The following is a 25954-nucleotide window of genomic DNA, read 5'->3' as shown; positions in this document are numbered from 1 at the left end:
ATAGTTTTCATCCTAAATGACCAGCCAATTCAGGGTTTCTCCAGATTTGCCTTTTACTTTCACCTGTTACGCAAGGCACCAGTAATGTGAGCACCATTCCAAAGATACATGCTGCCAATGACATGCCAAGACTTAATCTGTTTGAGTAAATTATGCTGTGTTTAAATCATCTGAGAGTAATTCAACTGTTATTTGTGTGGTTACTCCTACAGAGTTGCGGCCCACGCTTTAGTCATACGGTGCAGCAAGTGCCGTTGGTCGCTACACCTGCGAGTGCTTCGCCGCACTTTACGGATAGTACGATCACCCTGGCGGCAGGCAAGCGGTATGCCCGTAGCGGCTTGCATGAATGGCTCTATGGAAAACACTACCGCACGGCTTGGACAACACCGGTGCCAGTACAGGTGCTCGACCTGGGCAAAGCGAAAGGCGGGCTCAGCGCTTTGGAGATGGGCGGAAGCCGGCAAACCATTAACCTGCACCTTGCCGATTCAGCAGGAAACGAGTATGTGCTTCGCTCCATTGATAAGGAACCGGCCAGCTCCTTGCCGCAAAAATGGCAGCAGTCCTATCTGGCAGATATCGTTCGGGATGCCACCTCCGCCACGCATCCCTACGCGGCTCTTACGATTCCAGCCATGGCCAAAGCCATAGGCATATATTACCTGGAGCCGGAGCTGGTGTATGTGCCCCATGACCCTCGGTTGGGGAAGTACCTGGATAAAGTAGGCGGGATGATGGCGCTGCTGGAGAAACACCCTTCCGGTAACCAGCGCCGGGAGCCGGGCATGGGTTATGCGCCGGAAGTGGAAAATACGCGCCATATGCTGAAAGATCGCCTGGAAGACAACGACACCCGTATCGACGCCATGCATTTCCTGCGCAGCCGCCTGTTTGACATGCTGCTTGGGGATTGGAGCCGGCACGAGGATAACTGGCGCTGGGCCGAGTATGACGAAGGGAAGGGCAAAACCTATAGGGGCATTCCCCGCGACCGCGACAATGTATTCTACAAGCTCAACGACGGCCCCGTCCCATGGCTACTGACCAGTCTCGGACTAAAGCCCCACTTCCAGACCTACCGGGAGGAAATCTCCCCTGCCCAGGTCGTGAAGTTGAACAGGAGCGGCCGCAACCTGGACGAACTGATACTGGTAAGGCTGGAAGAGCGGGACTGGCTGCGGGTGGCTGACACGGTGCAGCTGCTCCTGACAGACGAAGTGATCCACCAGGCCTTCCGGGCTATGCCGGATACTGTATACAGCTTAACCGCCGGCCCCTTGATGGCCAAGCTAAAAGCGCGCAGGCAGGCGCTGCCGCAAATAGCCACTGCTTATTACAAAGAGTTGATGCAGGAGGTGACCCTGGTTGGGAGTGACAAGCACGAGCGGTTTGAGCTGCATAGTGTAAGCCCGGACGAGCTACAGGTAAAGATTTACAAGACTAGTAAGGAAGGTAAGGTTGACAAACTGTTGCTGGAGCGCACCTTTTTCTCACACGAAACAAAGCAGATTGACTTTTATGGCTTAGATGGCAACGACCACTTCCTTGTTACGGGAGAGCACCAGCCGGCCATCAAGCTGAAGGTTTGGGGCGGTGCTGGCGAGGATATTTACCATGTCCAAAGCAATGGGAGCAAGCTGGGGAAGTCCGTTTATGTCAATGACTCGCAGTATAGAAACACCTATGATCTAGATAAACATACAAGGCTAACCATTGATAATGAAGTGCCAGCGAATAAGTTTGATGCCGCAGGGTGGCTGCTTCGCTACTATCTTGACTGATTTTTATTAAGCCGACTGCTTTACATATAGCAGCATCACTTCTTTCCTCCAAACTTTCTCCAGAATCTGGCCGTTCTTTTATTTTTTAACCCTATTTGGAAATAGTTAGACTTTACAAGGTATAGTGGATGGGACATAAGCACAAAATTCTGGTGACGGGGAGCGCAGGCTTTATAGGGCATCACCTGATGCTGGCGCTCCGTAGTCTTGGTGGCAGCATTGTTGGCTTAGACTTACTTAACGAGTATTATGACCCTGCGCTGAAGTACGGCCGGCTGGCGCTTCAAGGCTTCAGCAAATCCCAGATCAAATACAATACCTTGGTGCACAGCTGTGAGGATGAAGCAATGCATTTTATACAACTCGACCTGGTGGATGAGACTGCCTTAAATGACTTGTTTCGGGAGCAGCAGTTTGACATCGTAGTAAACCTGGCCGCACAGGCGGGCGTCCGCTACAGTTTAGAACACCCGCAGTCCTACGTGGCCAGTAACCTGGTGGGGTTCGCCAATCTGCTGGAGGCATGCCGCAAATATCCAATTAAGCATTTTCTATTCGCCTCCTCCAGTTCGGTTTATGGTCTCAACCAAGAGGTGCCGTTTGCAACGAAGCATAACACTAACTTACCTGTTTCGTTTTACGCTGCCACCAAGAAAGCGAATGAGGTAATGGCCCATAGTTATTCCCACCTGTATAATTTACCTGTCTCCGGGCTTCGCTTCTTTACGGTATATGGCCCCTGGGGCCGGCCGGACATGGCTTATTTCAGCTTTGCCCGGGCTATTATGGAAGGCACCCCAATCAGGATATTCAACAACGGGGAGATGTACCGCGACTTTACCTTTATTTCGGATGTGGTGGAAGGCATCGTGCGCCTACTGTTTGTGGCACCAAAAGCCGGAACCACAGCTGGAAGTACAGCCCCGTATACGATATACAACATTGGCAACAGCAGCCCAGAGCACCTGCTGGAGATGGTGGCCATACTGGAGCGCCTCTTACACAAAAAAGGGACGCTGGATCTGCAGCCCATGCAGCCAGGGGATGTGCCCATCACCTTTGCCGATACCCAGGAGTTGACGGCCACGACAGGGTTCAAACCCTCCATTGCTCTGGAAGATGGGCTGTCTCATTTTGTAGATTGGTTTAAGACCTATTACCAGGAGCAGTATCAGTATGCAAAAGCTTAAAAAAAGTGCTGGGATAGCAGGGACCGGAAGTTCAGCAACCTAAAAGAAATAAGCATCAACACACATAAAATGAGAGAAGAGCTTACCATTATCGTACCTGTCTATAACGAAGAAGGCTGCCTGATGCGGCTTTGCGAGGCCATGGACGCCTTTCTACGGCAATCGCCCATGCCCACCCAGGTGCTGTTCGTGAATGACGGCTCCACGGACAGCAGCCTGCCCCAGATACGCGAGATCTGCTCCAGCAGACCCGGCTACAGTTTCATTTCTTTAGACCGCAACCGCGGGCTGAGCACCGCCATAAAAGCAGGCATCGACCATATACAGAGCTCCTATATCGGCTACATTGACTCCGACCTGCAGACTTCTCCTTTGGATTTCCTGCTGTTCTTCGAGTTTCTGCCGGAGTACCAGATGGTAAACGGCATCCGGGCCAGGCGCAAGGATACGTTCGTCAAGAAGATGTCCTCTAAAATAGCCAACGGCTTCCGGAGGTATATGATCAACGACGGCATCCAGGACACCGGCTGCCCGCTCAAGATCGTGGATGCCGCGTACGCCAAGCGCGTTCCTTTCTTTGACGGAATGCACCGCTTCCTGCCCGCGCTCATACAGCTGCAGGGCGGCAAGGTGAAGCAGTTGCCCGTGCAGCACTTCGAACGCTTTGCCGGCTACTCCAAATACCACCTGTTCAACCGCCTGTGGGGCCCACTGAACGATACCTTTGCCTTTAGGTGGATGCGCAAGCGCTATATACGGTACCAAATTGCCGAGGAGTTCGAAAATCAGCCTGTCACGAATGGACGTATCTGAACTCTCCATATACGGTGTTGGGCTACTGGCACAGGCGCTGTTCTCGGCGCGAATTCTCATCCAGTGGATTACATCCGAGAAAGCGGGCAGGGTGCTTTCCCCCGCTTCCTTCTGGACCACTAGTATAATCGCCTCCATGCTGCTGATGGCCTATGGGGCGCTCCGCAATGACATCGTGATCGTGGGTGGGCAGCTTGTCTCTTACTTTATCTACCTGCGCAACATTAAACTCAAGAACGTGTGGGAAGAGCTGGCCTGGCCTTTTCGGTGGGGGGCATTGATGTTCCCGTTTGCCGCTACTGGCTGGCTGCTCTGGAGTGATACTTACAGCTTCAGTTATATCCTGGAGCACAGTAAAATCTCGGGTGCCCTCATTGCCTGGGGCGGAGCCGGGCAAGTAGTGTTCACGCTGCGCTTTGTGTACCAGTGGTGGCATTCGGAGCGCGTGCAGGAGTCCGTAATCCCAATCGGTTTTTGGGTCATTAGTCTGGTGGGCAGCCTCATGATCATCTCCTACGCTGTACTTCGCCTGGACCCGGTGCTTTTCCTGGGGCAGATGTTCGGAGTAGTGGCCTACAGCCGGAACTTTATACTTGGGCTGCGTGAACAACGGTCAGCCCGGAAAACCAGTCCGTACCACACCTGATATGCTGAAAGAAGAACACCTGTACGGCACCTACGCAGCTTTGATATTACTGTCAGCCTTTCTCATGGTGCTCCTCTATAACCTGGGGGGCTGGGGCGTGCTTGAGACGAGCGAGGCCCGCTATGCTGAGATTAGCCGCGAAATGCTCCTAAGCAAGGACTGGCTTCACCCACGGCTGCTGGGCATTCAGCACTTCCATAAACCCCCGCTCACCTATATGCTCACTGCGGCAGGTATGGCCCTATTTGGCATAGAGGAGTTCGGTGCCCGCTTCTTTCTGCAGGTATCGCTGGTGCTGCAGGCTTTTCTGGTGTACCAGACTGCCCTTGAGCTGTATAAAGAGAAACGGATGGCTTTCACAGCCATGGTCATTTACATTACCATCCCGGCCGTACTCCTGTCTGCACGCAACCTCACCACCGACTCGTTCCTGACAACGTTTGAGCTGCTGGCGATCTGGGCATGGATCCGATATACTGTAGCCCCGAAAGCGGGTTGGCTATACCTTTTCTATACTTCCCTGGCGCTCTCCTTTCTGACGAAAGGGCCTGTAGGGCTCATTTTCCCGCTACTCCTGGTAGTTGGCTATAAGGCACAGGGACATTTCACTTCCAAATCAAACATTCCGCACCATGTGGCGGCTTTGCTATTATTTTTAATACTGGGTGCTTCCTGGTATGGATACCTGATGTGGCAGGATAAGCAGTTTGTGGATTACTTCCTGTTTAAGCACACGGTGCAGCGCTACGCAAACCCGGCAACCTTTGGCCGCTCCCAGCCGTGGTGGTTTTACCTGGTGCTGGCCCCTGCACTAAGCCTGCCCTGGTCCGCCGTTGTTTTACTCAACCTGAGAAGGCTGAAAACCCTGCCCGGTCAGTTGCGGCGCCTGTTTATATGCTGGCTGCTGGTGCCATTGCTGTTTTTCTCCCTCTCAGGCTCCAAGCTCATTCTTTACATCCTGCCTTTATTTTCCGGTCTGGCCCTGCTGGTAACGTGGGTGCTGCACACGTTGCCATCCCATGCGGTGCGCCGTGTATTCATTGCCTTCTTTGCTTACTTTGGAGTCTTAGCTGTGGTATTAACCTTGGCACCCCTGTTGCCTTTTGGTTTAAATCTTCCGGTTTGGGTACTTGCTTTCCCTTTGCTCACCCTTGGCAGCCTTTTTATAATTTGGCGCCGGAGAAGGACAGGTGAGCTTACTTGGTTGCAGTTTATGCCTTTGATATTCACAGTGTTTTTGGTGCTATATGCCACACACCTGATGGGCGCTAACCCTGGCTTGGTAAACAGTACCGCTAACTTAGCAGGCGTATTGAAGGAAGAGCGGATACGAGGGAAAAACGTGGTGGTATACGATCAGCTGCTTCCCTCCCTTGCATTTGCTCTTAACCGGAGCCTTATCACCATCCACGACGACAACAAAAGCCTGGAGCGGGAAACACAGTTCGAAGCTGACGAGGCATGGCGAGATAATTTGTTGCAGCTAAGCAGGCCCGAGGATCTGGCCAGGCTGCCTCACATACTGAATGGCAACACCGTGTTGGTTGTGAAAGGTGCGTTGCCGGCAGAAAAATCCTGGCTGAAAGAGGGCTTTGAGCATAGCATGGAGGTTGGGAAGTGGGTCTTGTACTATTAAAGCACATGGCATGGCGCTGCAAGCTAAGTTCTCGATAAGCAATTTGGCTGTAAGCCGCCGCTGGTTTCAGCATACCCATACACAGTTGCTGTTGCTGTTTCTACTTGTGGGGCTTACCTATTTTCCCCAACTGGGGAAGCCAGGGCCAGGCCTGATGGAGGCTCGGAATTTTATATCTGCCCGCGAAATGGTGGAGGATGGGAACTGGCTGGTGCCCACCCTGAACGGAGAGGTGCGACTGGCCAAACCGCCACTCCCTACCTGGCTGACGGCGGTTTCAGGCATAGCAGCCGGCGATATAGGAAACCTGGTGGCGCTGCGTTTCCCGGCTGCCGTCATGTCGGCTCTTATGGTTTTTTTCCTTTATTTTCTTGGGCGCCAGTTGACCCGCGATAAGTTAACTCCCTTTCTGGCGGCGGCGGTTTTAGCCAGTTCGCTCGGGCTGTTTAACATTGGGCGTGAAGGCTCCTGGGATGTGTACTGCCATAGTTTCATGCTGGGTGCGCTCTGGCTTCTGGTAAAGGGGCTGCGAAAAGAGGGGGGCAGTTATGGCACGTTCGCCCTTTGCGGCCTGCTGATGGGCTGCTCCTTTCTGAGCAAAGGGCCCGTGGCATTTTATGCCATGCTGCTTCCTTTTTTAGTGAGCTACCTCTATTGTTTCGGTCGAGGTGATTTTTGGTTGAAGCGGGAAGAACTTGGACTAGCCTTTGGCGTTGCCTTACTTTTGAGTTTAGCCTGGCCTGTTTTTATTTTCATGGTTGAGCCGGAGGCACTCGCCAGAAACGTGTCCAACGAGAGCACAGCCTGGGTGAACAGGCACGTAAAGCCGTTCTGGTATTACTGGGGGTTTTGGTCTCAAACCGGCGCCTGGGCATTATTTACGCTAGCCGCCCTGTCTGTGCCTTACGCCCGTAAACGCATCAATAGGTATGTAGGCAGTTACACGTTTATACTAGTATGGTTGGCGGTTGCCGTGCTGCTTCTATCTGTCATCCCCGAGAAAAAAGAGCGTTACCTGCTGCCTGCGATCGTTCCGATGGCCTTGCTTACGGGTGGGTATGTGCGCTACCTTTTGTCCGGCGTTTGGCGAAGCGTAAAGGACAATTGGGCTAAACGCCTTTTGTTATTTAACACAGGCCTGATGCTTGTGGCAGCCATTGGATTTCCGGTCGCAGCATACATACTCGCGTATCAAACCGGCATCATCACCTTATCGTATCAACTCTGCCTCACTGTAAGCAGTCTTATACTTGCTTCATCCCTCTTGTTTGCCCTGCTGAAACAGACGGCTGCACTCGCTATTGTTACTGTCCTGCTGCTCAACTGCCTTGTGCTGGTGTCGGGCTTTCCGCTTTATGAGAAAATCAGGCACCCGGTCGGCAGTTACAGGAGCCTTGTTCATGTCAGGCATGAAAAGGAAGTTAGCAGTTACCCCTTCTATGCGGTTGATGGTTTACCGATCGTACACCTCTGGGAGGTAGGTAAGCAGGTGGACACACTCCGCATCCAAAACCAGCGACTCCAACTACCCAACGAGCTTCCTGCCGTGGTTTTTTCACCGGTAACGCTTACCCAGGCACATATGGCCGACACCACGGTGTTTGTCAATAAAGTGGATACCTACCATGTTAACAGGAACAATCCTGAAGAGGTGTACCACATTTATGTGCTAAGTGTAAAAAAGCCATCGAATTGAATAGTATACCCTAAGCTTAGCATAAAAAACAAGGGAAGTAAAGAGGCTTGCCTATAAAGCCAACTATGCGGCGTCATTATTTGGGTAGTATGATTACTATTAAGTGGGTAATCTTCTGAACTCCAGAATTACTACAAATTGAGGAGCTTTATTGTGTTTTGCGGTCAGGTGTTCATAAAACTGCTGAGGCATTTAGGGGTGAGATGTGCAATCCCTTAAATCGATCCCTAATATAACAGGAGGTACAAAATAAAGGAAATGTATGTATGGGCCAAAAGGTAAAAGGTATAATAAAGCGGCACGCTGGATAAGTCTGTCTCTGTTGCTAAGCGGCTGCGTGAGTACCTCTGAGTTCGACAGGACCTACATCAACCAGAACATTGAAGCGCAAGCCAGCTTCAATGTTGGGCAACCCACTGCGCCCGGTCAACTCACCCTACCCCAAACGGTGAACATGCAGGATGGCCTTTCGCAGGCTGAGGCAGTTTCCACGGCCTTGTTCAACAACGCGCAGTTTCAGGCAGATTTAATGAATATTTCCATTGCCCAGGCCGACCTTATCGATGCCGGGCAGTTGCCCAACCCGCTGCTCAATGTTATCTTCCCGACGGGCACCGATGTGCTGAAAGGCACGCTTAACTTTTCGATGGATGTGCTCTGGCAGCGGCCCAATCGTATAAAAGCCAGCCGCCTCGAAACGGAGCGCACCGCCGAAAACCTGGTGGCGCTGGGGCTGCGGCTGATCCGGGACGTGAGCCTGGCCTATATAGAGTATACCTTTGCGCAGCAGCGTGCTGTGGTATGAGCCGAGAGTAGCCGCTTACGCAGCGAAATGGCCAGCATTACCCGCAAAAGCTACCTGGCCGGCGACCTCAGCCAAATGGAATCCGCTATTGCCAACGCCGATTCTCTACGTGCTTTTGATGACCGGCTGCAGTTTGCCATGCAGGAGCAACTCCGTAAAGCCCGATTATACTACCTCATGGGGGTAGATAGTATCAACAGCATGCAATTACAGCCCTTACCTGCCTCAACGTATCCAAGAATGCAGCTAAGTGAACTGATGCCGGTAGCCTTAAGCGCACGGCCTGAAGTGCGCGCCGCTGCCCTTGCCATTGAGTCGAAAGCCAAAAGTTTAGGCTGGGAGAAAGCCAAGGTGATCAGTTTTATCGGGATACTGAACGCGCGGCGGGAGCATGACGGCAAGCTGGCGCTGGGGCCGGGATTCCAGATGCCCCTCCCTGTGTTCAACTTCAACCGGGGCCGCATTATGCGTGCCCGCGCCGAAATGGAGCAGGCCGCCTACCTGTATGTGGAGGCGAAACGACAGGTGCAACTGGAAGTACAGGAGGCGCTGGCCCAGTACCAGGCCGCCCGGCAAACTGCCGACCTGTGGCAGCTGAACAGGCAACCCATACTCAACACGGCTGACCAGGCGCGGAAGGCTTTTGAAGCTGGGGAGATCTCCTATTTTTTCTACCTCCAGACGGTGCTGCAGGTAACCGACGTGCAGCTGCGGATAGTGGATGCCGACGCCGCCCTGCGCCGCGCCGCCGTGCAACTGAATTATGCTTTAGGACGACAAATGCTCTGATTATGAGATATACGCCACAATTTATACTGCTGCCCTGCCTGCTTTTCGCTTGCAGTAAAGCGCCCGAAGCAGAGAAAAAAGCGGCTGCAGCGGTATCTTCACCGGTAAAAGAATCCGCACTGACTACGGTTACGCTCACCCCGGAAGCGGAGAAAAACCTCGGCATCCGGACGGTTACGGTGGGCAGTCAGGAGGTGACGGGCACATTGGAAATGGGTGGCGATGTGCAAGCCGAGCCTGGGCAGGCCGCTTCTATTACCGCCCCCATGAAAGGCATACTGGCTTTGCAGAAAGGCAGCCCAATACCCCAAACCGGCCGCACGGTAAAGAAGGGCGAGGTGTTATACCGCCTCACCATACTTCCCGCGGAAGGCGACCTTGCCAATAATAACCAGGAGCTTGAGATGCGCCGGGTGCAGCTGGAAACGGCCCGCAACAAAGCCAATCGCATGCGGCAATTGCTGAAAGACGGAGCTGTAAGCGAGCGGGCGAAACAAGAGGCTGAGGCCGAGCTGGCCATGGCACAGAAAGCCTACCAGGATGCCGTTGGCAAGCGGGAGCTGCTGCAGGGCGGCACCGGGCAATCCGCTAACCAATCGGTATTCGTCATCAAAGCGCCGCTGGATGGTGTGATACAGCGGGTCTATGCGGGGCAGTCCCAAACAGTGGCCGCTGGCGCCCCCTTATTGGATATTGCGGGCCTGAACCCGGTTTGGGTACGGGTACCGGTATACATGGGCGACCTGGAGAGAATCAACCTAAACCAACCGGCACAGGTGCGCACCCTTGCAGCGACTGGAAGACAGGCGGTTAGCGAGGCCATGCCCGTGTCCACGCCCGTGGCCAGCGGTTCCACAGCGGCCCTAACCGATATTTTCTACGAAATCAAAAACACAGACAAATCATTTTACCCCGGTCAAAAGGTGATGGTATCTCTGCCAACCAAGGGGAAAGCGGATGGTATGGTGGTGCCCTACGCCGCCATTGTGTATGATATAAACGGAGGGGAATGGGTATATGTCCAAACCGGTCCGCAGGTATACCAAAGGCAGCGTGTACAGGTACAATCCATACTTAGGCAGCAGGCCGTTATCTCTAAGGGTGTGGAGGCAGGTATGAGAGTGGTAACCGATGGCGCGGCTGAGCTGTTCGGAACCGAGTTTGGAGGTGGCAAATGATGCGCTGGCTGGTTTCCACGTCCCTGCAGCTCCGCGTGATTGTGGTATCGCTGATGTTTGTGCTGCTGTATGTAGGGTATAACAGGCTCAGCAATACGCCCATGGATGTATTCCCGGAGTTTGCGCCGCCCTATGTGGAGGTGCAGACCGAAGCGCCCGGCTTGTCTACGCCGGAGGTGGAAGCGCTGGTAACCATACCCCTGGAAAATGCCCTGAACGGCACGCCGCAAATGCAGAAACTGCGCTCCAAATCGGTGCTGGGGCTCTCGTCTGTAGTACTGTACTTTGAGAAGGGGGTTGATGTGATGGAGGCGCGGCAACATGTGCAGGAGCGCCTTTCTCGTGTAGCGGTTACCCTTCCGGCAGTGGCCCGCCCACCCGTGATGCTCTCGCCTTTGTCTTCTACCAGCCGCATTCTGAAAGTGGGCGTTTCCTCGGAGAAGCTCTCGCAGATGGAGATGACCACCCTTATCCGCTGGAATGTGCGGCCGCGCCTGATGGCCATTCCCGGTGTGGCCAACGTGGCCATCTGGGGCCAGCGCGACAAGCAATACCAGATTCTGATAAATCCAGAGCGGCTGCGGCTTCATAATATTACGATGGCCGAAGTGCAGCAGGCGGCATCGGGGGCGCTGCAACTGGCCGGCGGCGGCTTCATGGATACGCCTAACCAGCGCCTGGCCATCGCCAATACCCAAAGTATAAACGAGGTGTCGGAACTGGCGCGCGTGCCTGTCTCTACTAAAGGCGGAAACATCATCCGTCTAGGCGATGTGGCGGATATTACCATCGGCAACCAGCCGCCCATTGGCGATGCCATCATCAACGACGGGCCTGGCCTGCTGCTAATCGTGGAGAAACAGCCGGGTGCCAACACGCTGGAAGTTACCCACAGCGTAGAGGCTGCGCTGGAAGCCATGAAGCCCGGCCTGCCTGATATGGAACTGGACTCCACTATTTTCCGACCTGCCAGCTTTATCGAAATGTCTCTAGCGCATTTGAATGCCGCGTTACTGCTCGGCTGCCTGCTGGTGGTGTTGGTGTTGGCCTTTTTCCTCTACGACTGGCGCACGGCCCTTATCAGCGTAACGGCGCTGCCCTGTTCCTTGGTAGGTGCTGCATTGGTGCTGCATTATACCGGCAAAACACTGGATACCATGGTGCTGGCTGGGCTCATCATTGCGCTGGGTGAGGTCGTGGACGATGCCATCATCGATGTAGAGAATATTGCCCGCAGGTTGCGCCTGAACAGGATGTCTGCCGCACCGGAGTCGGCTTTTAAAGTAGTGTTGGATGCCTCATTGGAGGTGCGGAGTGCGGTGATCTACGGAAGTATGATTGTGGCGCTGGTGCTGCTGCCGGTGTTTATGCTGCCGGGACTGGCAGGCTCCTTCTTTCAGCCGCTGGCACTGTCCTACATCGTGGCGATACTTGTGTCGCTGCTGATCGCCCTGACCCTTACCCCAGCGCTTTCTTTGCTGCTGCTGCCTAATGCACCGCTGCGAGAAAAAGAGCCGCCTGCCGCCAAATGGCTCAAGACAAAGTATAGAAACTTCCTACCGGCCGTGCTGGCGCATCCGAAGCGTATTGTCGCTACGCTGGCCATTACGTTAGGTGCCTCTGCGATGGTGGTGCCATTTCTGGGAGAGGAGTTTCTGCCGCATTTCAAAGAGTATGATTTCCTGATGCACTGGGTAGAAAAGCCGGGTACCTCGCTGGAGGCCATGAAGCGCATTACCGTGAAGGTGAGCAAGGACCTCAGGGCGATAGAGGGCGTACGGAACTTTGGGGCGCATATTGGCCGCGCCGAGGTAGCCGACGAGGTAGTGGGGCCTAACTTCACGGAACTCTGGATCAGTGTGGACCCGAACGTGCCGGACTATGATGCCACCGTGGCCGAGATTCAGCATACCATCGATGGCTACCCCGGTTTGTTCCGGGATGTGCTTACCTACCTTCGTGAGCGCATCAAAGAGGTGCTCACGGGCACCAGCGCTTCCATCGTGGTGCGCCTCTACGGCCCGGACCTGGATAAATTGTATGCCAAAGCCACCGAGATAGGCAACGAGGTACAGGGCATTGATGGCGTAGTGGACCTGAAAGTGCAGCAGCAAACGCTGGTGCCCCAGATACAGGTGAGATTCAAGCCTGCCGCCGCGCTGCAGTTTGGCATGTCGCCGGGCGATGTAACCCGTGCGGTGTCTACCCTGATGCGGGGAACCAAGGTGGGTGAAGTATACCAGGAGCAAAAGGTATTTGATGTGGTAGTATGGGGCGAAGCCGCTATCCGCAACGATATAAACGCCTTTAGAAATTTACTGGTGGATGTGCCGAACGGGGCAAAGCTGCCGCTGCGCGATTTGGCAGACATCCAAATAGTGCCGGCGCCCAACGAGATTACCCGCGAGAACTCCTCCCGCAAAATAGACGTGACCTGCAACGTGAAAGGCCGCGACCTAGGCAGCGTGGCCCGCGACATTGAAGCGAAGATTGCAACAATGGATTTTGAGCAGGGCTACCACCCCGAGCTGCTGGGCGAGTACGCCGAGCAGCGCGAATCCTCGAACACCATTCTCAGCATTTCGCTTATTTCCCTGATCGGTGTCTTCCTGGTGCTGTATGCCGATTTTAAATCATTCAGGTTGGCCGGGCTGGTGATGGGCAGTTTATTGTTTGCGCTTACCGGTTGCGTTATCTCGGTTCTGCTGAGCGGAGCCGTTTTGTCGCTGGGCTCGATTGTGGGCTTTGTAACGGTGCTAGGCATTGCGGCCCGAAACACCATTATGCTCATCAGCCATTACCGCCACCTGGAGCTGAAAGAAGACATGCCGTTTGGCGAGGAACTGATTTTGCAGGGAGCACAGGAGCGCATCATGCCCATCATCATGACCGCGCTGACTTCGGTACTGGCATTGATGCCGATTATACTTACCGGTAACCGTTCCGGGCAGGAGATCGAGTTCCCGATGGCCGTGGTGATTGTGGGTGGGATCCTGACCTCCGCCATCCTTAACCTGCTGTTTATGCCTGCGTTATACTTCCATTGGGGCCGGAAATAGCGGCCTCAATTATAAGTTGTTTGCGTACCTGTACTAACTAAATCGCCATGTGGAAATACTATGCCTTGCTATCGGCCTTTTTTGCAGCCCTTACTGCCATACTTGCCAAAGTCGGCGTGAAAGGAATTGACGGAAACGCTGCCACAGCTATCCGCACGGTAGTTGTTCTGATCGTAGCCTGGGGGATAGTAGCGGCAACGGGAGATCTGAAAGCTATAAAAGAACTGAACCGGACAAACCTTCTTTTCCTTATACTCTCGGGAATTGCCACCGGCCTGTCGTGGATATTCTACTTTAAAGCGCTCGAAACCGGTGACGTATCCAAAGTAGCGCCCATCGATAAGCTAAGTGTAGCCATTGCCATTGGTATGGCTTTCCTATTTCTGAACGAACCTATTGAGCCAAAGGTCATATTGGGGGCCACATTTATCACGGCAGGTGCTATTGTGATTATAATTTAATCAACTTCATATCTAAGTCATATTTTTGGAGCTTCCGCACTTATTAAACCATTCGTTTCGAACTCCCAGAGCGTCTTGCTCAAGTACTCGTTAGGTTAAAAGTATAAATTCGTGTAAAAACATCTACACTTTGAAATAACATGAATTTTATATAATTATATAAATTTTTTATAAAAATACATATTTTATACAAAATTTGCATAGAATAATTTTAAATTGCTATATTTTATATACCTGTACATTGTTTTAACGTATTTTTAAAAAAGCATATCCATGATCTGAATAAATTATGAACTTCGATATTAAAGATCTGCCTTATGGTCAGTTTGAGCGTCTTGGAATGAATAAGAAAGACGTACTCTCCATGAAGTCTGAGGATTTGGTTAGCCTGTTGACGGGCAGGCGCACGAGCCTGAATACCTTTACTATCAAGGACGCCAGTCTGGAACCCCTTACCGTGGATGCAAAATTGAGCCTGAAGATGAATCCAGACAGCACTCTATCACTGCTGATCCACCCCATACGGAGGGAGATACAGAATGAGATTGGCGCCAGTAAGCAGGAGTTGGAGAAACTGCAAAACGGGGAGTTACTGGTAAAGCCATTTAAATCGCTTAATGGGGAGAAAGAGCTGTATGTTTTCCAGCTGGATAAGGAGACCAACGAGATTCTAAGGGTGAGGGTGCGGGATATCCAAGTGCCCAGTGCTATCAAGGATATAGTTTTGAGTACTGATCAGAAAGAGCACCTGCGGCAAGGAGGTACTCTGGAGCTTTATTCCAAAGCAAAGGATCAGCTGATCTCGGCCCGCCTGGATCTGAATGATCCTAAAGGACTAAAGATAGTGGAGGGACAGGTCTCAGTTAAAGAAAGCCACACCTTGGCAGTGAAGGAAACCCCTGTTATGTCTATCAAACGTTAACTTGCCTATGACCTTTCAGGAATACAGAGAGCAGGTGTCGATCATTCAGGTCGCCGAATCGCTAGGCTATGTATTCGATCCCTTGAAGGGGAGAAAGAGCCCTGAGTTCAAGCACCCTGACGGAGACAGAATCATTATCAACAACCCAGGCGACAGCTCCCGGCAGATGTACTTCAACCGGGATGGAAGCAACGACAAGGGGTCGGTGATAGATTTTGTGGCCAACCGGCTGCACCGCTTCCAGGGAAGTTTTCGCAATGAGATCGACGGAATCAATAAGGTGCTGTCTAAATATGCTTATGCCTCTCAACCCAAAGCTTCTGCCTACGCCGTTACGGAAGCAAAGCCTTTTGATCAAAGCAGGTTTGTCGAATCCGAGGCCTCTGTTTTTAAGCTGCATTACCTGATCAAGGAACGTGGTCTCTCTAACGAGACGGTGCAGCTGTTCCTGCCTTATATTAGGCTGGTACGGGACGCAGAGAAGGATAACGCCTACACCAATATCGCCTTCCCGCTGCAAAGGCCAGCTAGCGGCGAAACGATAGGCTACGACCTTAGAAATTATGGCTTTAAGGGCGTGGCAGCGGGCAGCGACCGCAAGCACGGTGTCTGGGTAGCCGACTTTGCGCAGAATCCGGTTCTTACACGCCATGTCTACTTTGCGGAGAACCCTATAGATGCCATGAGCTTCTATCAGCTGGAGAAGGATAAGCGGGACTTCAGCAACTCAGTGTTCGTCTCGTTTGGCGGGGGAATGTCGAGAATGCAGGTGGAGCTTTCCCTGCAGGCGTGGCCGCATGCTCAAAAGCATACCATTTTCGATAACGATTACCAGGGAAAGATCTATGATATCTATCTGGCCACGGCGATAGCAGGTAAGCCCTACACCTTTACAAAGAATGCCGACAGTATTACCTTCAGCTTGGATGAAAAGAAATTTGATATTCCTGTAGACAAGCTGAGCCTTTTTGCCTTTGAGAAGAACTCCGGTATTCGTTCCGGACTTCAGGTGCATAAGCCCCTTGGCCATAAAGACTATAACGACATCATACATCCCAAAAACGACCAGGAAAATCGTATCCCTATGAAAGTGAAGTTATGATCTGGAATCTAGTATAGGAGTCAGACTTTAGGAGATGAAATGCAGTTTCTGTGTCTCGCCTGGCTGTTGCGGTTAATTACGTCTCTGTAGAAAACATTTTTCACCTAACTATAAACCATTTAATTTTTAGGCTATGAAAAAGCTATCTATCTTCTCCCTTCTGTTATGCATGGTTCTATTTTTTGCTGGTTGTGATGACCAAGGCGAGGGCCCGGTCCTGCCTGATACTGCTACCTATCGGGTCGATTACAGCCAGTCTGGGGATTATGAGAAATTCATTAAGATTATTACTATTGGAGGTGGCGATTTCAAAGTGAGGGGTACTGGCGAAGCTATGCCGCCCGTGTTATTTGACGGCAACCTTTCGGAGACGTCCTATTCTTTTGAAGCGGATAATGTAAGGGAACTTACCATTCATGCTGCCAATGAGTTTAGTGCCGTAGAGGATGGTCCTGCTTCCATGCAGATGCGCTTTGTTATTTACAAGAACGGTAAGCAGATTGATGAGAAGACTTTTAATTACAATGAGGCTTCAGGAGAGAAAAATGAATACCTGAATTATAAGGCCAATGACTAAGGTAAGATTTTAGGTATCCCTTTAATACTCTAGCAGATAAAAGATGTTAAGCATGAAGCGAACTTCAGCGCCAACATCAAATAAGGAAAGTATTTAACTTATTACACCTAGCCTTTCGCTATTTTTAGGTACTCTTCGTAGTCCTGCGGGTCCATATTAAGGCGAATATACTCCTCCATTCCCACATCATTTTTTTCCATTACATAGCGTGTGAATGATAGTATGCTTTTACAATTCTCGAAACCTTGTTCTTCCATTCCTTTGCGCACATTATCGGGCAGACCCTCAAGCCATTCCTGATAATCAATCATATTAGGAGAATAGTCCTTAGCTTCGTGGTGGTAACGATAAGAAATATTACCTACCGTAAATGTCAGCTCGTGAAAGCGGCGCTCCTCGCTAGGACAGGTGGCCATAAATTTTTCCTGACTTGCATTACACTCCTCTACGGGATGTTTTATCTTTATCATTTGGTTTCCTTCCTTTGTTAATTAAATCCACCCATTTCAAGTTTCTATTGAAGCCCCAGCGCCTCAAGCTGATACCAAAACTCATGCCCTCGGATACTATCGGCAAGCTCTTTGTCAACGATAAAGAATTTTAAGGCTTCTACATGAGGATGCTCCTCCAGGCATTCTGAGATTTCATAGAAGTCTTCTGAACCAGCACCAGGCCCTAAATCTTGCTCATAAGAAACAGACACAGGTATATCCTCAACACTAGTATCAGACTCAAGATCATCTACAAAGACATCAAGAATGAAAATTTCCATCTGTTCTTTATTCACTGCGACTGCTGCTTTGTCTTTATTCCATTCTATAAATTTTATTGCCTCTTTAAATTTCATGTACATTTTAAGTTTAACCATTATCGAATTTAGCACATCTAATTTGATATACAAGATAGCTATCCTTTGCTGGAGCGTTATCGCACTTTCAGGACATCTTCTATTCTTGTGGTGTAGCATGGAGGAGAGAATTCAGCTTTAGGCTCCCAAATATGGCTCACCCCCTCAGCAGCTACCTTTACCGTGCCCTTTCCCATAGACCTGTTAAGTTGATCCAACGTGAGCATGAGGCTTGCATGCTTACTCCGATCCACCCTGTCAAAGATATTCATCTGTGCGCCGTCTGCCGGTCCAATCTCCGTGATGTACACGCCGGCTTTCTTGTAGACAAACCCGTCCCGGTAGATGTGTTCCAGTGCCATGGTAGCGTACTGAACTAATTCTATAGTGGAGGAGGAAGAAACGGGCAGGTAGATGGTTTTGGTGTTGTAGTATTGCGGCTCCTGTTCCCGGAATGGATTGGTATGAATGAACACGGTTACCACGCGGCAAGCGCTTTTTTGCTGCCGTAGCTTGTAGGCGCATCGGGAGGCGTAGATAGCCACTGCTTCCTTTAGGTCGTTGAGCGAGGTTACTGGTTGCCCGAATGAGCGAGAGGAGCAGATCCCTTTTTTTGCCGGAGGCTCGATCTCTAAGTCAGTGCATGGCTCCCCACGCAACTCTTTCACCAGCCGCAGCCCCACCACCGTTAAATGTTTTTTAGCAAAAGCATCCGTGACATTGGCTAGCTGCCAGGCATTGTTTATGCCGAAGCTGTGGAGTTTTGTGGCATAGCGGGAGCCAATGCCCCATACGTCACCGACGTCGGTTCTTTTTAGTGCTACCTCCAAATGCTTAGCTTCCGTCAGCACCAGCACACCGTTGGCCTTCTCAGACTTTTTGGCAATCCGGTTCGCAAGCTTCGCCAGGGTTTTCGTGGGCGCGACACCTATACTGACGGGTATGCCTATCCACTTTTTGACGGTGTTTCGGATGGTGCGTGCATAATCCGGTATATCTATTCCTTTAAAGCCACCTAGGTCCAAAAAAGCCTCGTCAATGGAGTAAATCTCCATATTGGGAGTGAAGCGGGCCAAGGTACTGTGCACCCTGGCAGACATATCACCTATAAGCGTATAGTTAGAGCTAAAGTAGACTACATTATATTTGTCTATAGTTGACTTGGCTTCGAAAAAGGGCTGCCCCATCTGCAGGCCCAGTGCTTTGGCCTCATTGCTTCTAGCGATGATCGAGCCGTCGTTGTTAGAAAGCACTACCACAGGCACATTGTTTAGCTCGGGGTGAAAGACGCGCATCACAGAGCAGTAAAAGTTATTGCAGTCTACAAGGGCAAACAAATTAGTCATTGGCGTATCCTCCTGGCTACACCCCGCACTACGCCCCAGACCAAAAACTCCAAATCCTCCGTGATCTCTACAGGGTTGTACTTTTTATTGCCGGGGAGAAGCCGGACTCCAGTTTCTGTTATCTCCAGCTTCTTTACTGTATATTCGCTGTTGACATTGGCCAGCACGATGTCGCCGCTGCGCACGTGCAGTGAACGGTCTACGACGAGCAGGTCGCCCTCCAGCAGGTTGTAGTCTATCATAGAATCCCCCTCTAGCTGCACGTAAAAAGTAGCGTCGGGATGTCCATTTAAATAAGATGATAGACTAATTCTGTCCTCAATGTGCTCTTCTGCCGGACTGGGAAAGCCAGCAGGGACACGTGCCGCGAAGAGCGGGTGCTTTGTTTCTGTGTCACGACCTAGCAGAATAAAGCTTACTGTTTCTGAGGGTAATAATATCTTTGTATTCATGTTGCATGTGTGCTAAAAATATTAGCTATTACGCAACTTTAGAGAAATATTTTAACTTTATAAAATATGAAAGCTAAAATATTTAGTATTTATAACGCCTTATTATTTCTCAATCTTCAAGTGTTCCTATTGTATAGGATTGTCAACCAATATATTGCCATAATTAAGGATTGTTTTATAATAGATGATAGTTATATATACATAGTCTTATAATTTACCTTATGTTAAACAGGTGTGATTTAGGTAGCCAAAGTAATCTCAAAGATGAGGGCAGCAGTTCGTTCTCATCCTTAAAAGTCTTCCTTGCCCGCTTAACAATGCCTGCTCTTATATGCCTACAGCGGTATTTGAACAGTTGTGCAATAGTCATATTTTTAATTATAATCCTCGGCAGCACTATTGCCGCCGAGTCCAACTCAGTTTTATTTTTGTAAATATAGACTTTAGGCTCCACCTCTTCGAAGCTCCTTCACTCTGATCAATCCTGTTTTCAAATATGTCTACATCAGCTTCTAACTTATCCTCTGAATAGAAATCAGCTTTATTCTCCCTATCAACGTTTCTCCCAACAGCAATCTCTTTGTTGGTCCAATCCCTACACCGCTCTATTTTGTTTTGAGTAATAAAGTAGTGGGATCTGCACTCAAAGTTCCAATTACCTATGGAAGGCCTCAAGGTGACACTTTTCCCATTGAATGTTAGTGACCAATCCGTTGGGGAGAATGGCGTAACAACCTCATTGCCACAGCCACACACACATTTGTGTATGGCTGTGCAATAATTTAAGGAAATGTACAGCACCCCCTCGTCTAAATGATCAGGTATGAACTCAACAAAATTATGCTGTACGGTCTTCATTGAAAATTTTAGAGACGTTAATTGAATATGCACTGTGGTGCTCCTCGATCAAGTCTTGATAAAAGCCGCACATCTTCTTCCATTTGATGACCGCCAAAGACGCATTAAGCGAATTTAGGTCAGCAATCTGAATATTTGTCGAGTACTCATTATTCTCATCATCCACCTCAGAAACTCTGTCCTTGAGATGATCATTCTTGGAAGGTGTACCCGCAGTTACCCTAGTGGTCCCGATCAACTTGTCATCAACGACATTAACGCCCAAGCCCACATCTATAAAAGGGATGCCTTTGTGCAGTAAATAATCCATAATGCCTTTCCTAACTCTATTTTTATCAACGCATAGGAAAACATAGTCCATTTGATCAAGTTCGTGATAATTGGAGCCATCCACATAGTAGGGATGAGGAGTTATACCATTGTGCATTTTAGAGTAGATATCTGCAAAATATTTAGCTTTCATCCACTTTTCATCTAAATCTTCAACGGATGCTGCACCAGGTGAGCGAAATGAATTATGTTGTAAGAAGTGATCTCCATCGAATATATGTACTTCCTGCACTGGCGTTTTAGCAACCAAGTCTAAAACATAAGCTCCAGTACCTCCAATACCTATGATGGCAACCTTTTGCCCCTTAAACTTTGAGTTAATTATGTCAATGTTTGCCCTACTAGAGTTTGTGTCAATGTATTTAAACACTGACTCCTCATTCCTGGAGGGTATTACCTTGAAAGTTTTCTCCGTAAGATCAGGATGCAAGTACTTCGCAGGAGCAGAGATCACCTCAGCATACCTCTTAAATTTCTCGTAGTAGTTCGGGTAACCGCCTTGAGGCTTGTTGGAAAACGAATAATTAACAGTAATGCCTTCCCTAAGTGCTCTAGTAGTACTTACATATTGTATCGCTGAAATAACCGTTCCACCAACGTTGCAGGGGTTTTCACCTATGAAGTGAATCACATGATCTTTGGGTTTGTCAACTGTAGTATTGTTTATCAATACTAGGTCGCTCACCAATGTCCCGCGCTTAACCTCACCAATATCATTAAGATAGGGTACTTGGTGGATAAGTAAATATCCACCAAGTACTTCTACTTCATAGCCTTCGTCTCTAAGACGCTTTAGGTCAGGACTATGATTTATCAGTTGCTGAGACATTGAAAACCATTTTGTTTTTAACTTCAACAACTGAGCCCTTCACCATAGTACCTTCAGGCTTTGATACTGGCCCTTCACTAAAGGTAACGGTGTACACCTTATTCGGGCTATTATCAAAAGATCCGAAGGCCAATATAACGACTTGTTCAAAGGTGACTGTTTTATCGGCCCAATCCTTTGGTCTGCCATTGATGATAATAACCTTAACAGATTGCTCCTTAGAGAAGAAGTGTTCTTTACCAGGTCTGGCTAGATCAATCACGGTATCATCCTGAATAAGGGTATTCACATAGGGCTCCTTGATGTCAAGATAAATCTCATGTTCAGCTGGAATATTACCCAACTCTCTGATCTGTTTGCCAGAGATAAACTGGCTAAACCACACAAAAGGCTCTTTATTTATGGTGAGCTTCAGCTTTTGTTTTACAAAGAAGCGCTCTATTTCAGGCCTTGCCAAGTTAACCTTGGTGTCATTACCTATCAACTCGTCTTCGTAAGGCTCTTTAATTGACAGAAAAAGCTCTACTCCTTGGGGAATACCTCTGAGTTGTTTTAACTCGGCTCCCGTTTTATACTGATCTAATGTTTCAAAAGGCTCCCCTTCGATCATAAATTTCAGAGCCTTTTTGTTTTTTTGCGTTTGCGGCGCCCCGTTGGCTAAAGTCATTTCTTTAACTTTGATATTCAACAAATAATACTGTTTGCCACATATCATTTCTGCAGCAGCTGGGGCTCTACCCAGTATGCGATTACAAGCACGTGCTTTTATAAAATCTTAAAATTGAACATGCAGGCCCACCTATGTTTTGTCATAGGTAGTTTATAATCACCAGTAAGCTTGCGGATTTCAGTTAAAGGAGGTAACTTTGAAGTGCGAAATCAATAGAACCCCAAAAGCTTAGCAGGCTTTTGTCTTCCTTAACCGGAATCTACAAGCCAGGTATCAATGCCTGGCTTTTTTCTTTATTATTCTTCTATAATATATTTCTCTAGAAATACTGAATCATCTCTTTTAATTGTGAAGAATCAATTTTAACTCCCATTGCTACAAGTTCCTGTAGCAGGCTGTCAACAAACCATTCTTGATTGTAGACCTTCAGGTTCAATTCGCCTCTAGCAACATCTCCTAATAGCTCATCTTCGCTGATCACCTTCATGTTTCCCTCGTGCGCATAAACAAGTGCTGATATAGTCTTAACAACAAACTTGGGCTTATATTCACTGTACAGTTTTGCTACTTGCTTCATCTGGATCTCAGTTAGTTCTACAACTTTTAGAAAGCCTTGTTCTTCCATCCGTTTAGCAAGCATTTTGTTATTGTATAAAGTTAACACATCATGGCTACCTTTATGGTTATAACAGATGTCTGTTATATGTATGCTCAGGTTGTTGCTGTTAAAGTATTTCAACAGGCCCAACCTGTACAGCGTTGCTGCTGTGTTGATCTCTGTTATAACTATCGGGCCCATCTCAAAACTCTAATTGTTGCTGGCTATAAATTTTTCTTAGCTCGGCCTCATCTCTTCTGGCCAATCTTGCAGCTTTGTCAAAACCAATTTTTCGTTCACTTAAACAACGGTACAGCATCTGTTCAAACCTTTGTGGCTCCTCTGTACCACTAAACTGCCCATAGTCAAAATCAGAGAAGTCAGATTGCTTCCACTTGTTATAGGCATCCCATGATATCAGCTTGGTTACAGAAGCTCGGACCATGATTGCAGCAACAGATATTCCGTATAGCTCTTTAATCCTCTTGAGTTCAGGCATCGTAATAGCTGTTCTGTTCTTCCCGAACTCTTGGATTAATATTTCAACTGGAAGCAGCACAGCCCCTGCAAAAGCGTCACAAATTCTTTCAATAGCGATCTCGTCCACATTCTCAGCCATTACCAATAAGAGATGACCCAGCTCATGAAGAATTGTAAACCTCATTCGGGACAAGTCTTGCTGTCTAGAATTAAGGACAATTACTGGAACTTTCTTATCTTCAGCCCAACCGGACAAGCCTTCGTGAGTGTAAAAAAAGTCAAAGTCACACTTAATGATTCTCACACCCTTTCTCTCCAGAAGACCAGTAATATTAGATATAGGACCCTCTCCTAATTTCCACCTCTTTCTAAGTTGCTTTGCAGCTTTCTCAGCATCTGAAGTACTGCTAATCACAAGATCTTCAAGGGGGTTCTGAAAAACAACGAGTTCTTTTGCAATGGCTTCTAGTTCTAAATAGTCACTTAATAATGAGCTTGTTTCGTCTTCTACATCCTGCTTTTGTTTAGAATCAAGGCCGAAGCCTTGTCTGTAACTAATGTTATGTAAGCTAAATTTTACACTACTATCACTATAAAAATAATCTAACTCTAAATCTAAAGCATCACCTATAGCTAGTAAGGTTTTGCTATCAGGATACCTCACACCATTCTCATAATGACTTATAGCTTGCTTCGAACAATTAATCTTGCCAGCTAATTGATCCATCGTTAAACCTCTGAATTGCCTGGCTCGTGTAAGATTGATTGCAACTATGTTTTCCATTTTTCCGACCTTTCGTATACAAATGTATGTTTTTAATTTTTGTATACGGTGCATTTTTCAAAAAAATATCTCTATATAGAGTATTTTGTTTACTAATTAATACACCTTCTTGTTTTAATACAATCAAGTAAGCCGTAATAACCTATAAAGTAGAATCAAGCTTGGTCCTGATAGGCGAATCTGCTACACGTTATATAATGCCTGAGGCTGTAGTCCAAAACATTGCCAAGTATGATGCAGCATAAAAGGAGAAAAACGCTTGGAGGATTTAAGAAGCTCCTTTTAAAGTTTTTTTTGTCATTTGTCAAGTTTAATAACAAAAAAACTTGACAAATGATAGGCAAGCTACTACCTTTATAGAACCATTAGGCTAAACTAGTGCACAACTTAGAAAGGAAACAATGAGCATCATGCAGCAAGTCCGGGAAAGAATTGATCAGGCCCAGCCCGGTCAGCTACTAACTTACGCTGATTTTCAGGTAAACGACAGCCAGCTGGAGGCCCTGGCGGCGGCGCTCAGCCGCCTGGCCAAGCAAGGGGTAATTAACCGGCTGGCAAAAGGCCGCTACTATAAGCAAAAGGAAACTGTTTTCGGAAAAGTAAAACCATCCGAAAAAGAGATCATCAAGAGCCTGAGCACCTCCAAAGGCGAAGTCAAAGGGTACGAGAGCGGTTTGGGGCTTTACAACCAGCTAGGTCTGACCACGCAGGTTCCCCAGGAGGTGACGCTAATGACACGCAAGCAGCGCCGGGTAGCGAATGTAGGGAAAACCAAAGTCCGTTATGTTCAAAGCCCCACCAACTTCAAGGAGTCTGACATTGACAAGCTTCAGATCCTGGACGCTCTGCGCGGTTACAAGAAGATTCCGGACCGCAACAGCGAAAAGACGATCCTTATTCTGCTTAAGTATATCAAAGAGCTAGCTGAACGCGACAAGGATCGGCTCATGGAGCTGGCGCTGGACTATAACCCCGCTACCCGCGCCCTGCTGGGAGCCCTGCTGGAGCGTCTGGGCTTTACAGAGGAGGCAGACAGACTAAGGCAGTCATTGAACCCGCTGACAAAATACAAACTGGGCATTAGCGAGAGCATACTGCCTAACAGAAAGGACTGGAATATTATATGAACCTGCACCAAAACCCGGAGGTGTTTCGGGATGCCATTACGGCTACGGCAGAGGCCCTGCAGATCAGGGATGTGTACGTGGAGAAGGACTACTGGGTGACACTGGTGCTTTACCGCCTGGCCCACTCCCCCTACGTGGAGCAGGCCATTTTCAAAGGCGGCACCTCCCTGTCCAAAGCCTACAACCTGATCGAGCGCTTTTCAGAGGACATCGACCTGGCCATCAACGCTGACGAGGGCATGACTAACAACCAGGTCATGCAGCTGATCCGCAAAATCTCAAAAGAGATCACAAAGGACATGGTGGAGGTAGATGATCCGCTCCGGACCAGCAAGGGTTCCCGCTTCCGCAAAACGCTGCACGACTATGGAGCCTCCGTGCAGGGGGACTATGGCCAGGCAACCGACAAGATTCTGGTGGAAATCAACTCCTTTGCCAGCCCCAACCCGCACCAGCTGATGCCAATCAAGACCTACATCAGCCAGTTTATGGCTCAACGTGGGTTGCTGGACATGATCCGCCAGTACGCACTAGAGCCTTTTGAGGTAAATGTGGTAAGTCTGGAGCGCACCTTCACAGAGAAAGTGCTCGCCCTGGTGCGGGCTTCTTATGCCGAAAACCCGGTAGATGAATTAGGTAGCAAGATCCGCCACATATATGACCTGCACGCCATGCTGAAAGCACCTGCAGTGACCGCATTTCTGCACAGCGAGGACTTCTTTGAGATGATTCAGGCCGTGCAGGCTGATGATGCCCGCAACAGCGAGTTTCAGGGCGACTGGGCCATGCAGCCGCTGGATGCCTGCCTGCTGTTCGCCGACGTGAGAGGAGTCTGGAATTCTTTAGAGACGGCCTACCAGCAGGAATTCCGCTCCCTCGTGTATGGTACGCTGCCTGACCCGGAAGAGGTGATTACTATTTTAGAAATAATCTCCGCACGTATCAAAGCGCAAAAGATTAACCTTTAGTACATAA

At 49.1% G+C, this 25954-nt stretch carries 25 protein-coding genes; 16 read left to right on the top strand and 9 right to left on the bottom strand.

What is annotated here, in order from left to right:
• The first annotated feature begins 254 nt into the window (after window positions 1–254).
• From FJM51_RS26355 to FJM51_RS26290, 14 genes are all read left to right on the top strand, one after another.
• The gene (locus FJM51_RS26355) at window positions 255–1784 is read left to right on the top strand and encodes a hypothetical protein (protein WP_140455353.1); all 1530 of its coding nucleotides are present in this window, start codon (window positions 255–257) and stop codon (window positions 1782–1784) included.
• A gap of 128 nt (window positions 1785–1912) precedes the next feature.
• Window positions 1913–2974 carry an NAD-dependent epimerase/dehydratase family protein gene (locus FJM51_RS26350; protein ID WP_140455352.1) on the top strand — a complete coding sequence of 354 codons (1062 nt, stop codon included), beginning with the start codon at window positions 1913–1915 and terminating at the stop codon, window positions 2972–2974.
• Between the two features lie 69 nt (window positions 2975–3043).
• On the top strand, window positions 3044–3787 hold the full coding sequence (locus FJM51_RS26345) for a glycosyltransferase (protein ID WP_140455351.1): 744 nt from the start codon (window positions 3044–3046) through the stop codon (window positions 3785–3787).
• Window positions 3774–4433: a lipid-A-disaccharide synthase N-terminal domain-containing protein gene (locus tag FJM51_RS26340; protein ID WP_025609229.1), complete on the top strand. Its 660-nt coding sequence runs from the start codon at window positions 3774–3776 to the stop codon at window positions 4431–4433. Before FJM51_RS26345 ends, FJM51_RS26340 begins: the two co-directional genes overlap by 14 nt.
• A complete protein-coding gene (locus FJM51_RS26335) occupies window positions 4390–6069 on the top strand; it encodes an ArnT family glycosyltransferase (protein ID WP_233713167.1) in 1680 nt (559 codons plus the stop codon). Before FJM51_RS26340 ends, FJM51_RS26335 begins: the two co-directional genes overlap by 44 nt.
• A gap of 10 nt (window positions 6070–6079) precedes the next feature.
• Complete coding sequence (locus tag FJM51_RS26330; RefSeq protein ID WP_140455349.1) at window positions 6080–7765, top strand: ArnT family glycosyltransferase; 1686 nt, start codon at window positions 6080–6082, stop codon at window positions 7763–7765.
• Between the two features lie 262 nt (window positions 7766–8027).
• Window positions 8028–8570, top strand: coding sequence for a TolC family protein (locus FJM51_RS26325; RefSeq protein ID WP_140455348.1), 543 nt, complete (start codon window positions 8028–8030; stop codon window positions 8568–8570).
• 27 nt (window positions 8571–8597) lie between these two features.
• On the top strand, window positions 8598–9359 hold the full coding sequence (locus tag FJM51_RS26320) for a TolC family protein (RefSeq protein WP_140455347.1): 762 nt from the start codon (window positions 8598–8600) through the stop codon (window positions 9357–9359).
• A gap of 2 nt (window positions 9360–9361) precedes the next feature.
• Complete coding sequence (locus tag FJM51_RS26315) at window positions 9362–10537, top strand: efflux RND transporter periplasmic adaptor subunit (RefSeq protein ID WP_140455346.1); 1176 nt, start codon at window positions 9362–9364, stop codon at window positions 10535–10537.
• Window positions 10534–13596 carry an efflux RND transporter permease subunit gene (locus FJM51_RS26310; RefSeq protein ID WP_210240323.1) on the top strand — a complete coding sequence of 1021 codons (3063 nt, stop codon included), beginning with the start codon at window positions 10534–10536 and terminating at the stop codon, window positions 13594–13596. The genes FJM51_RS26315 and FJM51_RS26310 overlap by 4 nt, the downstream gene beginning before the upstream one ends.
• 47 nt (window positions 13597–13643) lie before the next feature.
• On the top strand, window positions 13644–14057 hold the full coding sequence (locus FJM51_RS26305; protein WP_140455345.1) for an EamA family transporter: 414 nt from the start codon (window positions 13644–13646) through the stop codon (window positions 14055–14057).
• Between the two features lie 289 nt (window positions 14058–14346).
• The gene (locus FJM51_RS26300) at window positions 14347–14979 is read left to right on the top strand and encodes a DUF4099 domain-containing protein (RefSeq protein ID WP_140455344.1); all 633 of its coding nucleotides are present in this window, start codon (window positions 14347–14349) and stop codon (window positions 14977–14979) included.
• Window positions 14980–15013: 34 nt separating this feature from the next.
• On the top strand, window positions 15014–16081 hold the full coding sequence (locus FJM51_RS26295; protein ID WP_181164603.1) for a DUF3991 domain-containing protein: 1068 nt from the start codon (window positions 15014–15016) through the stop codon (window positions 16079–16081).
• A gap of 133 nt (window positions 16082–16214) precedes the next feature.
• The gene (locus tag FJM51_RS26290; protein ID WP_140455342.1) at window positions 16215–16658 is read left to right on the top strand and encodes a beta-barrel fold lipoprotein; all 444 of its coding nucleotides are present in this window, start codon (window positions 16215–16217) and stop codon (window positions 16656–16658) included.
• 107 nt (window positions 16659–16765) lie between these two features.
• Here FJM51_RS26290 and FJM51_RS26285 read toward each other — a convergent pair whose 3' ends face one another.
• The 9 genes from FJM51_RS26285 to FJM51_RS26245 form a co-directional block, all read right to left on the bottom strand.
• Entirely contained in the window at window positions 16766–17128 is a 363-nt protein-coding gene (locus tag FJM51_RS26285; protein WP_140455341.1) for a hypothetical protein, read from the bottom strand.
• A gap of 44 nt (window positions 17129–17172) precedes the next feature.
• Window positions 17173–17559: a hypothetical protein gene (locus tag FJM51_RS26280; protein WP_140455340.1), complete on the bottom strand. Its 387-nt coding sequence runs from the start codon at window positions 17557–17559 to the stop codon at window positions 17173–17175.
• Window positions 17560–17582: 23 nt separating this feature from the next.
• Window positions 17583–18851, bottom strand: coding sequence for a Y-family DNA polymerase (locus tag FJM51_RS26275; protein WP_140455339.1), 1269 nt, complete (start codon window positions 18849–18851; stop codon window positions 17583–17585).
• Window positions 18848–19303 (bottom strand): LexA family protein, encoded by a 456-nt coding sequence (locus tag FJM51_RS26270; RefSeq protein WP_140455338.1) that lies wholly within the window; start codon window positions 19301–19303, stop codon window positions 18848–18850. The genes FJM51_RS26275 and FJM51_RS26270 overlap by 4 nt, the downstream gene beginning before the upstream one ends.
• A gap of 396 nt (window positions 19304–19699) precedes the next feature.
• Entirely contained in the window at window positions 19700–20161 is a 462-nt protein-coding gene (locus FJM51_RS26265) for a ubiquitination-like system serine protease family protein (RefSeq protein WP_140455337.1), read from the bottom strand.
• Window positions 20142–21320 (bottom strand): ThiF family adenylyltransferase, encoded by a 1179-nt coding sequence (locus tag FJM51_RS26260; protein WP_140455336.1) that lies wholly within the window; start codon window positions 21318–21320, stop codon window positions 20142–20144. The genes FJM51_RS26265 and FJM51_RS26260 overlap by 20 nt, the downstream gene beginning before the upstream one ends.
• On the bottom strand, window positions 21295–22008 hold the full coding sequence (locus FJM51_RS26255; RefSeq protein WP_210240322.1) for a multiubiquitin domain-containing protein: 714 nt from the start codon (window positions 22006–22008) through the stop codon (window positions 21295–21297). The genes FJM51_RS26260 and FJM51_RS26255 overlap by 26 nt, the downstream gene beginning before the upstream one ends.
• Before the next feature lie 301 nt (window positions 22009–22309).
• Window positions 22310–22789, bottom strand: a complete 480-nt coding sequence (locus tag FJM51_RS26250; RefSeq protein ID WP_140455335.1) for a hypothetical protein — start codon at window positions 22787–22789, stop codon at window positions 22310–22312.
• 1 nt (window position 22790) lies between these two features.
• Window positions 22791–23852, bottom strand: coding sequence for a helix-turn-helix domain-containing protein (locus FJM51_RS26245; RefSeq protein ID WP_181163798.1), 1062 nt, complete (start codon window positions 23850–23852; stop codon window positions 22791–22793).
• Window positions 23853–24253: 401 nt separating this feature from the next.
• Between FJM51_RS26245 and FJM51_RS26240 the strand changes: the two genes are divergently transcribed.
• Together FJM51_RS26240 and FJM51_RS26235 are read left to right on the top strand one after the other, a co-directional pair.
• Window positions 24254–24979, top strand: a complete 726-nt coding sequence (locus FJM51_RS26240; protein WP_140455333.1) for a type IV toxin-antitoxin system AbiEi family antitoxin domain-containing protein — start codon at window positions 24254–24256, stop codon at window positions 24977–24979.
• A complete protein-coding gene (locus FJM51_RS26235) occupies window positions 24976–25947 on the top strand; it encodes a nucleotidyl transferase AbiEii/AbiGii toxin family protein (RefSeq protein WP_140455332.1) in 972 nt (323 codons plus the stop codon). Before FJM51_RS26240 ends, FJM51_RS26235 begins: the two co-directional genes overlap by 4 nt.
• Window positions 25948–25954 lie beyond the last annotated feature (7 nt).

The organism is Amaricoccus solimangrovi (genome assembly GCF_006385685.1).
Lineage (GTDB): Bacteria > Pseudomonadota > Alphaproteobacteria > Rhodobacterales > Rhodobacteraceae > Amaricoccus > Amaricoccus solimangrovi.
This window is presented reverse-complemented; position numbering and strand designations above follow the sequence as displayed.

Excerpts from the sequence above, each read along its gene's own strand:
- FJM51_RS26320 (WP_140455347.1), top strand. The coding sequence starts at position 8,598 with ATGGCCAGCATTACCCGCAAAAGCTACCTGGCCGGCGACCTCAGCCAA.
- FJM51_RS26260 (WP_140455336.1), bottom strand. The coding sequence starts at position 21,320 with ATGTCTCAGCAACTGATAAATCATAGTCCTGACCTAAAGCGTCTTAGA.
- FJM51_RS26285 (WP_140455341.1), bottom strand. The coding sequence starts at position 17,128 with ATGATAAAGATAAAACATCCCGTAGAGGAGTGTAATGCAAGTCAGGAA.
- FJM51_RS26340 (WP_025609229.1), top strand. The coding sequence starts at position 3,774 with ATGGACGTATCTGAACTCTCCATATACGGTGTTGGGCTACTGGCACAG.
- FJM51_RS26325 (WP_140455348.1), top strand. The coding sequence starts at position 8,028 with ATGTATGGGCCAAAAGGTAAAAGGTATAATAAAGCGGCACGCTGGATA.
- FJM51_RS26240 (WP_140455333.1), top strand. The coding sequence starts at position 24,254 with ATGAGCATCATGCAGCAAGTCCGGGAAAGAATTGATCAGGCCCAGCCC.
- FJM51_RS26345 (WP_140455351.1), top strand. The coding sequence starts at position 3,044 with ATGAGAGAAGAGCTTACCATTATCGTACCTGTCTATAACGAAGAAGGC.
- FJM51_RS26315 (WP_140455346.1), top strand. The coding sequence starts at position 9,362 with ATGAGATATACGCCACAATTTATACTGCTGCCCTGCCTGCTTTTCGCT.
- FJM51_RS26330 (WP_140455349.1), top strand. The coding sequence starts at position 6,080 with ATGGCGCTGCAAGCTAAGTTCTCGATAAGCAATTTGGCTGTAAGCCGC.
- FJM51_RS26270 (WP_140455338.1), bottom strand. The coding sequence starts at position 19,303 with ATGAATACAAAGATATTATTACCCTCAGAAACAGTAAGCTTTATTCTG.
- FJM51_RS26310 (WP_210240323.1), top strand. The coding sequence starts at position 10,534 with ATGATGCGCTGGCTGGTTTCCACGTCCCTGCAGCTCCGCGTGATTGTG.
- FJM51_RS26250 (WP_140455335.1), bottom strand. The coding sequence starts at position 22,789 with ATGGGCCCGATAGTTATAACAGAGATCAACACAGCAGCAACGCTGTAC.
- FJM51_RS26305 (WP_140455345.1), top strand. The coding sequence starts at position 13,644 with ATGTGGAAATACTATGCCTTGCTATCGGCCTTTTTTGCAGCCCTTACT.
- FJM51_RS26235 (WP_140455332.1), top strand. The coding sequence starts at position 24,976 with ATGAACCTGCACCAAAACCCGGAGGTGTTTCGGGATGCCATTACGGCT.
- FJM51_RS26350 (WP_140455352.1), top strand. The coding sequence starts at position 1,913 with ATGGGACATAAGCACAAAATTCTGGTGACGGGGAGCGCAGGCTTTATA.
- FJM51_RS26265 (WP_140455337.1), bottom strand. The coding sequence starts at position 20,161 with ATGAAGACCGTACAGCATAATTTTGTTGAGTTCATACCTGATCATTTA.
- FJM51_RS26245 (WP_181163798.1), bottom strand. The coding sequence starts at position 23,852 with ATGGAAAACATAGTTGCAATCAATCTTACACGAGCCAGGCAATTCAGA.
- FJM51_RS26275 (WP_140455339.1), bottom strand. The coding sequence starts at position 18,851 with ATGACTAATTTGTTTGCCCTTGTAGACTGCAATAACTTTTACTGCTCT.
- FJM51_RS26290 (WP_140455342.1), top strand. The coding sequence starts at position 16,215 with ATGAAAAAGCTATCTATCTTCTCCCTTCTGTTATGCATGGTTCTATTT.
- FJM51_RS26300 (WP_140455344.1), top strand. The coding sequence starts at position 14,347 with ATGAACTTCGATATTAAAGATCTGCCTTATGGTCAGTTTGAGCGTCTT.